This is a genomic window from Aerococcus viridans (genome assembly GCF_002083135.2).
GTDB lineage: Bacteria > Bacillota > Bacilli > Lactobacillales > Aerococcaceae > Aerococcus > Aerococcus viridans_C.
The window spans coordinates 259,286-272,602 of record NZ_NBTM02000001.1 but is presented as its reverse complement, the minus strand read 5'-3'; the positions used below and the strand labels follow the sequence as shown (position 1 = coordinate 272,602).

Here is a 13,317-nt window from a genome sequence, read left to right as displayed (position 1 = left end):
GAGGCTCATTTTATGCGCGCATCAGAAATTAAAAATATGAAATTTAAACAGAAAATCTCAGGTTACGGTAAAACTGAGGTAGATGACTATTTGAATAAAGTCCGTGTCTCAATGCAGAAGTTAGAGGACCAAAATAAATCTTTACAAGACCAATTAAACGAAGCGAATAAAGAAGTAGATGCTGCCCACCGCAAGGAAGCGACAGTTAACCGTTCGATTTTTGTGGCCCAAGAAGCAGCTGACCGTTTGCGTGAAGAAGCGTTAAATGAAGCCTCTTTAATTGTAGAACGTGCTGAAGAAGAAGCCCGTCGTTTGCTTGCTGAAGCGGCTGAGAAAGCGGCTGTTATTAATACGGAAACAGATAATCTACAAGAAGCTGCTCGTACTTACTTGCACCAATCTTTTGGTATGATTTTACAAGCCAAAGATATGTACGAAGACCCACGTTGGGAGAACTTATTCTTTGAAAAACCAGTTGGAGATGTGTCGACGCCACAATTAGATGAAGTGGTGAAAGATTATGATCTACCAGTACGGTCAAATAAAGGGGAAGCAATCTTTGAGGCAGCTGCTGAAAAAGCTGAAAAAGAACAACGTAAAGAAGAGTTCTTTAACAATGATATTCCAGCTATTGCGCCAGTTTTTAGCGGTTTTAAAGACAGTGAACCGGTAGTAGAGGAAGCAGAAACAAGTTCTGTAGCAGAAAATGCTAGCGAATCTGTAGAAACTGCTTCATCAGAAAATACTGGTTCAGAAAATACACCTGATGCGGCTGAAGAAACACAAGCGGTAGCAGCTGATAATACTGATCAAACTGATACAAACCAACCAACAACTGACGTGCAAGATGTGACAGACGAACTGGTACAATCCGAGTCAACAGAAGCTGATTTGACCAATGCAGCAGATAAATCTGAAGAATAATCAGGAGTATTTGCGCGACAAAAGTTGTTTTTACAATATTTTTATAGTAATATTATGACGTATGGAAATAGAACACGTAGAGTGGAACACAATAAATAACGTAATTTATCGAAAGAGAATCTATGTTAGCTGCGAATTAGAGCGAGAGAAGTTATTTATTATCATCCAGGAGTAGTTTGTTGAACAGGTAATGCATTATTGCCCAAGTAGGTTAACCGTTGACTGCGATAAAGTTATTGAGTGTATACCGCATTATTTGTGGTATACAAAATCTGGGTGGTACCACGGTAGCTTCGTCCCTTTTGCGGACGGGGCTTTTTTTATTTCTAGGAAATCGATGAGGGGGCATTACGCAATGAAAATGAAAGAAACATTAAATTTAGGAAAAACAAAATTCCCAATGCGCGGTAACCTACCTGTTAAAGAGGTAGAGCGCCAAGCTGAGTGGAACGAAGAAGACGTGTACGCACAACGTCAAGAAAAAAATAAGGATAAAACACCTTGGATCCTACATGATGGCCCACCATATGCAAATGGGGACATTCATACTGGACATGCCATGAATAAAATCTCCAAAGATATTATCATCCGTTCAAAATCTATGTCTGGCTTCCGGTCACCTTACGTACCAGGCTGGGATACGCACGGTTTACCAATCGAGCAAGCCTTAACTAATTCAGGTGTTGACCGTAAGTCAATGACAGTTGCTGAATTCCGTAAATTATGTGAAGAGTACGCTTGGAAACAAATTAACGGCCAACGTGATGACTTCAAACGTTTAGGTGTTGCTGGTGACTGGGAGAACCCATACCTAACACTAGCACCAGAATTTGAAGCGCAACAAATCCGTTTATTCGGTGATATGTATGAAAATGGCTTGATCTATAAAGGGGCTAAGCCAGTTTATTGGTCACCATCTTCAGAATCTACTTTAGCTGAAGCTGAAATTGAATACCAAGACGTTGAATCACCTTCAATCTACGTAGCCTTTAAAGCACGCGATACAAAAGGCAAATTACCAGAGAATGCAGAATTCATTATCTGGACAACAACACCTTGGACTATTCCATCTAACATGGCTATCGCTGTAAATCCAAATTTTGAATACTCAGTAGTCGCTGTTGCTGACCGTAATTTTGTGGTTGCAACTGACTTAGTGAATAGCCTAGCAACAGAATTAGGATGGGCAGATTACACAGTTGAAGGCGAACCAGTTAAAGGTACTGACTTAGAATATATGGTTGCTGAACATCCATACTACGACCGTGACTCATTGCTAATCTTAGGTGACCACGTAACAACTGAATCAGGTACTGGTTTAGTCCATACGGCGCCTGGGCACGGGGAAGATGACTACTTTGCGTCATTGAACTACAACTTAGACGTTCTATCACCATTAGATGACCAAGGTCACTTTACAGATGAAGCACCAGGTTTTGAAGGTGTCTTCTACGAAAAAGGTAACGAGCTTTCAATCGAAAAAATGAAAGAAAATAATCGTTTACTAAAACTAGATTACTTCTCTCACTCTTACCCACATGACTGGCGTACGAAAAAACCGGTTATCTACCGTGCCACACCACAATGGTTCTGTTCAGTAGAAAAAATCCGGGAACGTACTTTAGACGTCATCGATAATGAAGTGAAATGGTGGCATCCATCTGGTCAAACACGTATCTACAACATGATTCGTGACCGTAAAGACTGGGTAATTTCACGTCAACGTGTTTGGGGTGTACCATTGCCAATCTTCTACGCAGAAAATGGCGAACCTGTATGTACACCAGAAACAATCGAACATGTAGCCAACCTATTTGACGAATTCGGTTCAAATGTCTGGTTCGAGCGCGAAGCGAAAGACTTATTACCAGAAGGCTTTACGCATCCGGCATCGCCAAACGGTGAATTCACCAAAGAAATGGACATCATGGATGTATGGTTTGACTCTGGTTCATCTCACCATGGCGTATTACGCACACGTGAAGACCTAACATTCCCAGCTGACATGTACCTAGAAGGTTCTGACCAATACCGTGGTTGGTTCCATTCATCACTATTAACATCAGTCGCAGTAAACGATGAAGCACCATACCGTTCAGTCCTTTCTCAAGGATTCGTTAACGATGGTGAAGGCCGCAAGATGTCCAAATCAATTGGGAACACATTGTCACCAAACGACATCATCAAGCAACGTGGTGCAGACATTTTACGTCTTTGGGTATCTTCAGTAGACACTTACTACGATGTCCGTATCTCTGACGATATCTTAGGTCAAGTTGCTGAAAACTACCGTCGTATCCGTAATACTGTACGTTTCTTGCTAGGAAACTTGTATGACTTTGATGTGAAAAAAGATGCAGTTGCCTATGAAGATCTAGCATCAATTGACCAATACATGATGAACCGTCTAAACGAAATGGTGCGTAATGTACGTCATGCTTACGATACTTTCGACTTTATGACAGTCAACCATGAAATCACTAACTTCCTAACTTTAGATATGTCTAACTTTTACTTAGACTACGCTAAAGACGTTGTTTATATTGAATTACCAGAATCAGCAAAACGTCGTAACATGCAAACAGTTATGTATGCAGTGGCTAAAGCCGTAACGACTTTACTGACACCAATTATTCCACATACAACTGAAGAAATCTGGGCATACCTACAAGAAGAGGAAGCATACGCACAATTAGCTGACTTCCCTGAAGTAGTAACTTATGACAATGCAGACACTTTAGAAGAAAAATGGTCTGCCTTTATGGCCTTACGTTCTGATGTCAACAAATCATTAGAAACGGCTCGTGAAGAAAAAGTAATTGGTAAATCATTACAAGCGAAATTACATATTTTTGCTAATGAAGAAACCAAAGCATTACTTGATAGTGTCGGCGAAGAATTAGCGACATACTTGATGGTATCGCAGTTAAAAATCCATGACCTTGCAGAAGCCGGCGCAGATGCTACAGCCTACGAAGGTTACAGCCTAGTGATTGAACATGCACATGGTGAAACTTGTGAACGTTGTCGTGGGGTTTACGAAGAAGTTGGTACAATTGAAGCAGCACCGCACTTATGTGCACGTTGTGCTGACATTGTCATCAACCACTATCCTGAAGCTTTAGTTGAAGAGGAGAATTAAGATGACCTATTACGGCTTTGTAAAGACTTTTAATGAAAAAGAAGGCTTTGGATTTATCGAGTTACCAGATTTTCCAGAAGAAGATGATATCTTCGTGCATTTTTCAGCTTTACGTCACTTAGACCAAACTTCATTAGAAGTGGGTCAAAAGGTACAGTTTGAAATTGCCCAAGGAAAACGTGGTCCTCAAGCAGTGAATATTGAATTAGGCTAATGATAGCTAATTGAATAATATAGATAAAGCGGTAGCGATAAGACACTAAGTCTTAGTCGCTACCGCTTTTGACTTCCTCGTCAAATGGGTCAGAGGATTGTTGAAAATAGGGTATAAAAAAAGGACACTGAACCGTTTGATTCAGCGCCCTTAATTGATTGTATAGTTAAACTAGTTTAAACGTTTTAAGACAAAGTTTAATACTAAGATTAATACGATAGCTCCGATTAGTGAAGGGATCACTGCGTATCCACCAATTACAGGACCAAAGTCTTGTAAGAAAGTAGATCCTACCCACGAACCTAACATACCACAGATAATGTTACCGATAACGCCACCTGGGACATCTTTACCTAGGATTGCACCTGCACCCCAACCAATAAGTCCACCGACGATTAAAGACCATAACCAGCCCATGATAATTCCTCCATTTCATTTTGTATTGGACGTTTTGTCCATATATATAGTATAACATATGGGCTAAATCAGATGAAATGAAAACACTTTAAAATGTTCATTTTATTTTTTTTGACTACCATTAAGTAAATGATGTTTTAATTCTTTTTCCATTTGTACCATTTCACGTTCAGCTTGCAGACGTTTAGCCCGTCCTTCTTCTTGAATTTGCATGGTTTCAGTAATGGTATCAATCAAGTTTTGTTGTGAGTGTTTCAAGGTTTCAATATCTACCACACCACGTTCAGACTGTCTTGCTGTTTCAAGTGATGATTGTTTCAACAATTCAGAGTTTTCTATTAATAATTGGTTAGTGGTATCTGTCACAGCGATTTGGGCATCCAAAGCATCTTTTTGACGGTATAGGGATAATTGGATAGCAATTTGGTTTTTCCATAAAGGAATGGCTGTATAAATAGATGATTGAATTTTCTCAGCCAAGTTTTGGTTGGCATTTTGAATTAAACGAATTTGTGGCGCTTGTTGAATAGTAATTTCGCGTGTTAACTCTAAGTCGTAAATCCGTTTCTCAAGTCGGTTAATAAATTGCTCTAAGTCGGCAATTTTTTGGATAGTCATTTGGTCATGTTCACTGGTTACCTGACTCTTTAAGGCAGGTAATTCTTCTTGACGTAGTCGTTCTACTTTAATTTGAGCAGCAGCGATATAGACATTTAAGGCTTCGAAGAATTCTAAGTTTTGTTGGTATAAACTATCCAGCTGCAGATTGTCATTTAATAAACCATTCTTTTGACGGGTTAAGTGGCCAGCAATTTCATCAATTTGGTAGCCAACTTTTTGATATTTAGCGTTCATTTCATATAGAGAGGCCTTTTGTTTCTTAAACCATCGTTGAATGCGGTTCTGCTTTTGATTGGTTAATTGGCTTGGATCAGTATCATTCAAGCGACCTAATAATTCACGCAACTGTTCGCCGACAACGTCAAGGTCTTGGTTTTGTACTTGAGCGATGATTTGGTGTGAGAAATCACCGATTTGTTTTTGGGCCATGGCACCATATGAAACGATGGATTGGCTATCGCTTGCGTCAATTTTTTCAGATAAGGCCTGAGCCTGGTCTTGACGGTCTTTAGATAATTGTTGGTAGATGGTCTGTTCCATTCCCGTTTCTTCATCGGTATTGGCCAAGTCTTCTAAGGGCGAATTGGCTAAAGTCGCATCTTGGAAGGGGTTGGCGATTAAATCATCCACTGATTTAGAAATATTATCCGATTGCTTGTTTAATGATTGGTTTTTGTCTTCTGTCATCATTGTTCTCCTTTACTCAGGGTCATTAGTGAAGCTTTCGAATGAACTTTGCGCTTGGTGGGCTAAGTCAGCAATTTCCTCACGTAAACTAGTCAACTTTTGAATTTTTCGTGCCGATTTATCCATTGCTTGATTAATGGCCGTATATTGTTCAAGTGCGGCCTTTAAATTCGGCAAGACATGATATAAGAAGTTGGTAGCCTGGTTTAAACGATCAGGGGCTTGGGTAATGGCTTGGAAATAACTCTTTAAAACTTTGCTTGTATCATATCGTTTGAACACCATATTTAAATGGGTATTGTAGTTTTCATATCCTAAAATCGTTTCAATATTATCCAAGGCTTCAGCCATTTCGGACCTGAAAAAATGAATCTCTTGATCGGTTAAGTTAGCTTTCTCATAGATGGCCTTTTTTGATTTGGGCACCCGTCCAGGTTTATATTTTTCACGGTTGCTTTGGTGGTTAGCAATATTGGCTGTGTAAATATTATTGATTACAAAGACTAAGAAAGACAGCGCCGACACCCAGAAGGCAATTTGATAGTAGGGGGCACCAAATATAAACAATAGAAAAATGATCGTCACGTTCATCGGCCAGTAAAAGGGATATTGACCAATTTTTGCGATATATTGAAGTGGGCGATTCATGTTTAGTCACTCCTTTGATTGATTTACCTTTATTATAGGGGACAAGTGGTCAATCAACATCGGCCTCTAGTCTTATTTAAAAATGATAGCTTATTTTTATACAATAGAAGCAAGTTGAAAAGGTAAATAAATCCCTAAAATTTCGCCTTCTAGCCCATACTTTAGATAAAAATGCTAAAATGAAGTGGAGTAGCCAACAAAATTACTTGTATAATCGTAGTAAATATACATATAAAAGTAAAGTACAAATATACTGTTTAAGAAAGGTTGACCATGATGACATTTGGTGAAAAAACAATTAAGAAAGAAACCTTATACGAAGGAAAGATTCTAAACTTAGAGAAGCATCAAGTCCGTTTGCAAAATGGTGAACTTGCAGATCGTGAACTCATTTTCCACGGACCGGCAGTCGGTATTTTCGCCTTACGAGACGATAAAATCGTATTAGTTCGTCAGTATAGAAAAGGAATTGAAGCAGTTAGTTTAGAGGTGCCAGCTGGATTAGTCGATCCTAATGAAGATTTATTGGTGGCCGCTAAACGAGAATTTGCGGAAGAAACAGGGATGGCTGGTGAAAATTGGCAGCAACTAGACGGCTTCTATGTGACACCAGGTTATAATGATGAATTCATTCAAATGTATGTCTGCCAAAATGTTACTGACTTACCAGCACCGCCCGCACAAGACGACGATGAAAATATCGAACTCGTATACCTGGACTTTGGCCAAGCGAAAGCAGCCATTGCCTCAGGAGAGATTTCCGATATGAAGACTATTTACGCCATTCAATATTGGCAAATTTTAACATTACAAGGATAGTAGGTGACATATATGACGCCAGATGAAGAACCACAATTAACGCGGGCCCAGTACCGGGCCTTGAAAAATAAAATTGACCACGCTGACAAGACGGGTAGTGAAGTAGCTGACGAAATTCAAGAAAGCAAGCAACCATCTCACTCAACGACATATGATACGGCCCGGGATGCACGTCACAAAAAATTAGCAACCTTTAATCGGGATGTAACTGTTGCTAATACTCAGGTCTTTAAACGTGATGAAGACTTCGATGCGCCAAGAAAATTTTCTGCGGATATGGTGAACCAAGCTCTTTATGAAAAGAAAAGTCAAGAAGCAAAAGCTCGTCAATCTGACCGGGCATCTAGACCAGAACGACCAAATACGAATAGAATAACGCCAAATTCTTCTACGACAAGCCAAAGACGAACCGACCGCAATTCTGCTGGTCAGGGTGAATGGACCAACCAGGACGACCATGTGGTGACAACTGCTAGAACGTCGACGCAGCTTGCGGAAGAACCTTCAGTAGAAGAGACTACTAAGGAAAATAAAAAGCGGCTATCATTTAGAGAACGCCTTTTTGGCCCTTCTAAGGAAGAAGTAGTGGCTGAAAGAGATGACGAAACATTAGTAGACGATAATGAAGAAATTGACCAATCACAACAAGCTTTTGTTGGTACAGTAAATGCTGAAGCAAATCCGGATAAGGCAAATCAGTTTGGACAAAATTCAGGTCAAGTGGATGCGGAGGGTAAACAAGCGGACATAGAATCAAGTAAAGGTAAGACCTTTTTTGGGCCAACTAAAATTGATCGTTTCCTAAATATCGCAATTGTCCTGTTAACCCTAGGGATTATCATTTTGACCATTATCGCTTTTTATGTGTAATTAAATTAAATCAATTTAAATTGAGGAGAGTATATAATAGATGAAAGTAGCAATTATTTGCCCAATGGAAGAAGAAATTGGTTACTATAAAGAACACCTAGGCCTAAGTGCTAGTGAAGTTGTTGGGTCAACAGAAGTATGGACAACATCATACGAAAGGCACGAAATCATTGTAGCCCGTTGCGGGATTGGGAAAGTTAACGCCGCAATCGCGACAACACTCGTTGCCCAAACGAATCCAGATTTAATCATCAATACTGGATCAGCTGGGGCCCTTGCACCAGACCGTCAAATTGGGGATATTGTCATAGGAGAAGCGACGATGTACCATGATGCGGATGCCCGTGCATTCGGGTATGAATTAGGACAAGTTCCTACAATGCCAGCCCGTTATAAGGCGCCAGAAAACTTAATTCAAGGCTTCTTAGATGCTTATCATGAAACAGACTTAAATGCGACAACCGGATTGATTTTAACAGGAGACCAATTTATTGCCGATACTGATAAAGTGAATGATTTATATCAGACATTTAGAGGGGCGCAATGTGCTGAGATGGAAGGGGCTGCTGTTGCGCAAGTAGCCAACCAGTTTGGTATTGATTGTATTGTTATTCGAGCGATTTCTGATACCGCTCAACAAGACGCTAATGTGGTCTTCGATGAATTTGTGGTGACGGCAGGGCAAAACGCCGCTAAGGTGACGCTGGACTATTTAAAACATGTAAATTAAGTTATCATTGACGAAAGTTAAGAATAATGGTAAGATGGAATGCGTGTAAAATAATGCAGCAAAATTGAAGCAAGCTCGTCAACATTTCAACCACTGACAACCGTCAGTAAGCCAAGTAGTCTGCGGCTGCAGAAGACGAAAGCGCTAAGGTGAAATGCACGAATGCGGTCAATTTAAAAGGTTATTTTACTCCAAAATTTTATTTTTATGGAGGAATATATAATGTCTCGTTTTACAGGATCTAACTGGAAAGTTTCTCGTCGTTTAGGTATCTCAATCTCAGGTACTGGTAAAGAAATCGCTCGTCGTCCATACGCACCAGGTGAACATGGTAATGGTCGTCGTGCTAAAATATCTGAATACGGCTTACAATTACAAGAAAAACAAAAATTACGTTTCATCTACGGCATGAACGAAAAGCAATTTGCTAACTTATTCGTTCAAGCTGGTAAAATCAAAGAAGGTAAACATGGTGTTAACTTCATGATCTTACTAGAACAACGTTTAGATAACGTAGTTTACCGTTTAGGTTTAGCGACTACTCGTCGTCAAGCTCGTCAATTAGTAAACCACGGTCACATTACTGTAGACGGTAAACGTGTTGATATCCCATCATTCCGCGTTCAACCAGGTCAAGTAATCTCTGTACGTGAAAAATCTAAAGACGTTAAAGTAATTAAAGAAGCAGTTGAAGGCTTATACGGTCACGTACCTTACGTACAATTCGATGCTGAAAAATTAGAAGGTTCATTAATTCGTTTACCACAACGTGACGAAATGAACCAAGAAATCGACGAATCACTAGTCGTTGAATACTACAACAAATTAATCTAATTTTAGATGACTTGTTAGCGAAAAGGTCGGGACTTTGTTCCGGCTTTTTTTTATTTACTGTGGGGATGGATACGGACCAGAAAGATGGTTAGATTGAAACGGAGAACGTCAATTTGCCAGATAAATTGTATTTTGGGAAAAGGGTTTCAGCAAGAAACTGTTCAATCGATTGATTTGAAATGCAATTTTAATATAACGCATATTTTTTTTGCTTAAATTATGATAATATAGGGGTTAAATAACCTTTAGAAATTTTTATAAAATATCAACGGATAGAAGGAGGCGTGCGTGTGCCGTTTTTAATAGCATTGTTAATCTTAATTATATTGGTATTACTTGGTTACGGACTGATTTATTATTTAGGACGTAAACAAACTCAAGCCAATATTGAATTAGATGAACAAAAACAAGAGATCATGTCTACTCCGGTAGCGGACAAACTATATACACTGCGCAATAAGAATGTTTCGGGAGCAACGCGTAGAGTATACGAGAGTGAACAAGCCAAGTGGCAAACCATCACTCGTTTTCGTTTACCAGAGATCGAGGCAGCATTAGTTTCTGCCCAAGATTACACGGATAAATACAACATCGTTAAAGCAAGAAGTGTTGCTGACGAAGTAGAAACCATCCTAGAAGAAACGAAGGATGAAGTGAATGGCATCAACGACCGTTTAACTGAAATATTAGCCAGTGAAAAAGCGTCTGAAGACAAGCATGAAGAAACTTACGAGCGCTACGCAGCCTTACGTAAACAATTGCTGGCACACGGCTATAAATTTGGCGATGCCCTAGAAACTTTAGAGCACCATTTAGCTTATATCGAACTTGATTTCACTAAGTATCACCAGCAAATGAATGATGGTGATTTCATTGGTGCCCAAGAAGCACTGGTACAAATCGATGCTGACTTAAACGAATTAGAACAGATGATGGAAATGATTCCAGATTTGTATACTAAATTAAACGAAGAATATGTGGAACAAGTGGCTGATATGCAACAAGGTTTTGCACATATGGTAGATGAAAACTTCCAATTCCCAATGGATGTTGATATTCCAAAAGAAATTTCTGTCGCTGAAAAGAAAGTGGCCGAAGCTAAAAAGGCTTTGTCAGATGCTGACTTGACCCAAGCTTCTGAATTAATGGAAGCTGCTGGGGTGCAGATCGACCAAACCTATACTTTGATGGAGAAAGAAATTGCTTCAAGAGAGTATATCGGGAAAAATCAAGGTGCTGTTCAACGCCGTTTGGAACAAGTAACGCAAAGCAACCGATATGGGGCATTAGAAATTGACCGTGTAGCGCAGAATTACCTATTATATGACAATGAAATGGGTAAAATGCAAGAATACGCTGACCAAATTGAACGACAAAAAGATGTGTTGAAAACAACAGATGACCAATTAGCCGAACACCAAATTGCTTATTCAGATATGGAAACACGTTACCGTGAAATCTATGACCAATTAACTGAAATTGACAAAGGCCAATCAGCTATTGTTGTGGCTTTGGCTAACCTACGTCAAAGAGAACGTGATGCCCGTGATGACTTATACATGTTCGAACTTGATTTACGTAACATCAAGCGTTCAGTAGAAATTCATCATTTACCAGGCTTAACTAATGAGTACCTAGATTACTTCTTTGATACAAGCGACCGCATTGATCAGTTATCAGAATCATTAAACCGTGTGAAATTAGACATGGTTGAAATTGAAAATCTAACCGATCAAATTGCTAAGGCGATTGAATACTTGGATGAGGAAACTGAAAAACAAGTCCGCGCTGCCCAATTAACAGAGTCAGCGATTCAATACGCGAACCGTTACCGCCCAAAACATCCAGAGTTGAACGCGGTAATAGAACGGTCATATTATTTATTTGATAAAGAATTCTTATACGAAGATGCCTTTGAAAATATTGCCCGAGCGGTTGACCAAATTCAACCTGGTGCAAGACAAGAAATCATTCAGCAGTATGACAAAGAAAATCAAGTAGGCTAATTTCAGAAAGGACCGAGACATGTGCTCGGTCTTTTGCTGTTTTTAGTCAATAGTAGCTATTTCTCAACTATAAGTTTTAGCTTGGAAAAGGAAGAATCCAGTCTAATTAGCGGGTATTTATTTTTCAGATGGAAGCTGTCAGATAAAGGTTGGTTACTTTGGGGCTAGCTACTTGCAATTTGTGATACATGGCTCTAATATGTTAAGAGTTGAAAAGGGAAAAAGGAAGGAACAACCATGTCAGAAATGATCTATTTTGATAACAGCGCAACCACGAAAATTGCGCCGGAAGCACTACAAACAATGACACAAGTCATGCAAACATATTACGGTAACCCGTCTAGTTTGCATAAGTTGGGGACTGAATCAGCGAAACTGTTAAATTCAGCGCGTAAACAAATTGCCGACTTGCTAGGTGCGCAATCACCGGAAATCTTCTTCACTTCAGGTGGTACGGAGTCGAATAACTGGGCCATCAAAGGAACCGCGATGGAAAAGGTGAAATACCACGGTAACCACATTATCGTTTCAAGTGTGGAACACCCATCTGTCCGCAATACCATTGAAAACTTGAGTCAAAATGGCTATGAGATTACCTATCTGCCGGCTGATAAATCAGGGAAAGTCCATGTTGAAGATGTGGCTGCGGCAATCAAAGAGACGACGATTTTAGTATCTGTAATGGCGGTCAATAATGAGATTGGTGCTATTCAACCGATTGCTGAAATTGGTGATTTGTTAGAAAAATATCCGACCATCCATTACCATGTTGATGGTGTGCAAAGTGTCGGGACTTTTGAAAAACCATTAATCCATGACCGTGTTGACTTGATGAGTTTTTCAGCCCACAAGTTTAACGGCCCTCGTGGTATCGGTATTTTATATAAGAACCAAAACCGTGTGATTAGTCATTTGCTTGATGGGGGTGGCCAAGAAATGGGGCAAAGGTCAACGACTGAAAACTTAGCGGGGATTGCAGCGACTGCAAAAGCCCTTCGGATGGCGCTAGCTGAAGCCAAGGATGTGAAGGACAAAGAGACTGCTATGCAAGAGAAATTGCGTGCTTTTTTGGCCGACCATAGAGACCTTGTCCAAGTCTTTAGTCCTGAAGATGCAGCGCCACATATCCTATGTTTCGCCTTAAAAGGCGTCCGCGGGGAAGTGATGGTTCATGCCTTGGAAGACGAGGATATCATCGTATCTACAACTAGTGCCTGCTCAAGTCGTGCCGTCAACAATAGCTCGTCTACACTTGGGGCGATGAAGGTGGATCCAGTTTGGGCTAAACAAGCCATTCGTTTAAGTTTTGGGAAAGACAATACCATGACTGAAGTGGACCAATTTATCGATGTATATTCGAAACTAATGAAGAAATTTGAACGCATTCAATAATACGGGAGGTAAT

General features: G+C 39.9%; 12 protein-coding genes. 9 read left to right on the top strand and 3 right to left on the bottom strand.

Features of this window, described 5'->3' with window-relative positions; genetic code table 11:
• Positions 1-12: 12 nt before the first annotated feature.
• The 3 genes from A6J77_RS01360 to A6J77_RS01350 all read left to right on the top strand — a co-directional run bounded on the left by A6J77_RS01360 (position 13) and on the right by A6J77_RS01350 (position 4,280).
• Entirely contained in the window at positions 13-924 is a 912-nt protein-coding gene (locus tag A6J77_RS01360; protein WP_083067732.1) for a DivIVA domain-containing protein, read from the top strand.
• 355 nt (positions 925-1,279) lie between these two features.
• The gene (gene ileS / locus A6J77_RS01355) at positions 1,280-4,066 is read left to right on the top strand and encodes an isoleucine--tRNA ligase (protein WP_083067731.1); all 2,787 of its coding nucleotides are present in this window, start codon (positions 1,280-1,282) and stop codon (positions 4,064-4,066) included.
• Position 4,067: 1 nt separating this feature from the next.
• The gene (locus tag A6J77_RS01350) at positions 4,068-4,280 is read left to right on the top strand and encodes a cold-shock protein (RefSeq protein ID WP_026465385.1); all 213 of its coding nucleotides are present in this window, start codon (positions 4,068-4,070) and stop codon (positions 4,278-4,280) included.
• A gap of 171 nt (positions 4,281-4,451) precedes the next feature.
• Here A6J77_RS01350 and A6J77_RS01345 read toward each other — a convergent pair whose 3' ends face one another.
• From A6J77_RS01345 to A6J77_RS01335, 3 genes are all read right to left on the bottom strand, one after another.
• Positions 4,452-4,697, bottom strand: coding sequence for a GlsB/YeaQ/YmgE family stress response membrane protein (locus A6J77_RS01345; RefSeq protein WP_048726574.1), 246 nt, complete (start codon positions 4,695-4,697; stop codon positions 4,452-4,454).
• A 102-nt stretch (positions 4,698-4,799) separates the two neighbouring features.
• The gene (locus A6J77_RS01340; protein ID WP_083067730.1) at positions 4,800-6,005 is read right to left on the bottom strand and encodes a toxic anion resistance protein; all 1,206 of its coding nucleotides are present in this window, start codon (positions 6,003-6,005) and stop codon (positions 4,800-4,802) included.
• Between the two features lie 12 nt (positions 6,006-6,017).
• Positions 6,018-6,653: a 5-bromo-4-chloroindolyl phosphate hydrolysis family protein gene (locus tag A6J77_RS01335; RefSeq protein ID WP_083067729.1), complete on the bottom strand. Its 636-nt coding sequence runs from the start codon at positions 6,651-6,653 to the stop codon at positions 6,018-6,020.
• A gap of 273 nt (positions 6,654-6,926) precedes the next feature.
• Here A6J77_RS01335 and A6J77_RS01330 point away from each other — a divergent pair, with 273 nt between their 5' ends.
• From A6J77_RS01330 to A6J77_RS01300, 6 genes are all read left to right on the top strand, one after another.
• Positions 6,927-7,472, top strand: coding sequence for an NUDIX hydrolase (locus tag A6J77_RS01330; protein ID WP_083067728.1), 546 nt, complete (start codon positions 6,927-6,929; stop codon positions 7,470-7,472).
• A gap of 12 nt (positions 7,473-7,484) precedes the next feature.
• Positions 7,485-8,342: a hypothetical protein gene (locus A6J77_RS01325; RefSeq protein ID WP_083067727.1), complete on the top strand. Its 858-nt coding sequence runs from the start codon at positions 7,485-7,487 to the stop codon at positions 8,340-8,342.
• A gap of 40 nt (positions 8,343-8,382) precedes the next feature.
• Positions 8,383-9,072 (top strand): 5'-methylthioadenosine/adenosylhomocysteine nucleosidase, encoded by a 690-nt coding sequence (locus A6J77_RS01320; RefSeq protein WP_083067726.1) that lies wholly within the window; start codon positions 8,383-8,385, stop codon positions 9,070-9,072.
• A 222-nt stretch (positions 9,073-9,294) separates the two neighbouring features.
• Positions 9,295-9,906: a 30S ribosomal protein S4 gene (rpsD, locus tag A6J77_RS01315; RefSeq protein WP_083067725.1), complete on the top strand. Its 612-nt coding sequence runs from the start codon at positions 9,295-9,297 to the stop codon at positions 9,904-9,906.
• A 290-nt stretch (positions 9,907-10,196) separates the two neighbouring features.
• On the top strand, positions 10,197-11,912 hold the full coding sequence (locus A6J77_RS01310) for a septation ring formation regulator EzrA (protein ID WP_083067724.1): 1,716 nt from the start codon (positions 10,197-10,199) through the stop codon (positions 11,910-11,912).
• Between the two features lie 246 nt (positions 11,913-12,158).
• A complete protein-coding gene (locus A6J77_RS01300) occupies positions 12,159-13,304 on the top strand; it encodes a cysteine desulfurase family protein (RefSeq protein WP_083070214.1) in 1,146 nt (381 codons plus the stop codon).
• The last annotated feature ends 13 nt before the right edge of the window (positions 13,305-13,317 follow it).

Excerpts from the sequence above, each read along its gene's own strand:
- A6J77_RS01335 (WP_083067729.1), bottom strand. The coding sequence starts at position 6,653 with ATGAATCGCCCACTTCAATATATCGCAAAAATTGGTCAATATCCCTTT.
- A6J77_RS01350 (WP_026465385.1), top strand. The coding sequence starts at position 4,068 with ATGACCTATTACGGCTTTGTAAAGACTTTTAATGAAAAAGAAGGCTTT.
- A6J77_RS01360 (WP_083067732.1), top strand. The coding sequence starts at position 13 with ATGCGCGCATCAGAAATTAAAAATATGAAATTTAAACAGAAAATCTCA.
- rpsD (WP_083067725.1), top strand. The coding sequence starts at position 9,295 with ATGTCTCGTTTTACAGGATCTAACTGGAAAGTTTCTCGTCGTTTAGGT.
- A6J77_RS01320 (WP_083067726.1), top strand. The coding sequence starts at position 8,383 with ATGAAAGTAGCAATTATTTGCCCAATGGAAGAAGAAATTGGTTACTAT.
- ileS (WP_083067731.1), top strand. The coding sequence starts at position 1,280 with ATGAAAATGAAAGAAACATTAAATTTAGGAAAAACAAAATTCCCAATG.
- A6J77_RS01345 (WP_048726574.1), bottom strand. The coding sequence starts at position 4,697 with ATGGGCTGGTTATGGTCTTTAATCGTCGGTGGACTTATTGGTTGGGGT.
- A6J77_RS01300 (WP_083070214.1), top strand. The coding sequence starts at position 12,159 with ATGATCTATTTTGATAACAGCGCAACCACGAAAATTGCGCCGGAAGCA.
- A6J77_RS01330 (WP_083067728.1), top strand. The coding sequence starts at position 6,927 with ATGATGACATTTGGTGAAAAAACAATTAAGAAAGAAACCTTATACGAA.
- A6J77_RS01325 (WP_083067727.1), top strand. The coding sequence starts at position 7,485 with ATGACGCCAGATGAAGAACCACAATTAACGCGGGCCCAGTACCGGGCC.
- A6J77_RS01340 (WP_083067730.1), bottom strand. The coding sequence starts at position 6,005 with ATGACAGAAGACAAAAACCAATCATTAAACAAGCAATCGGATAATATT.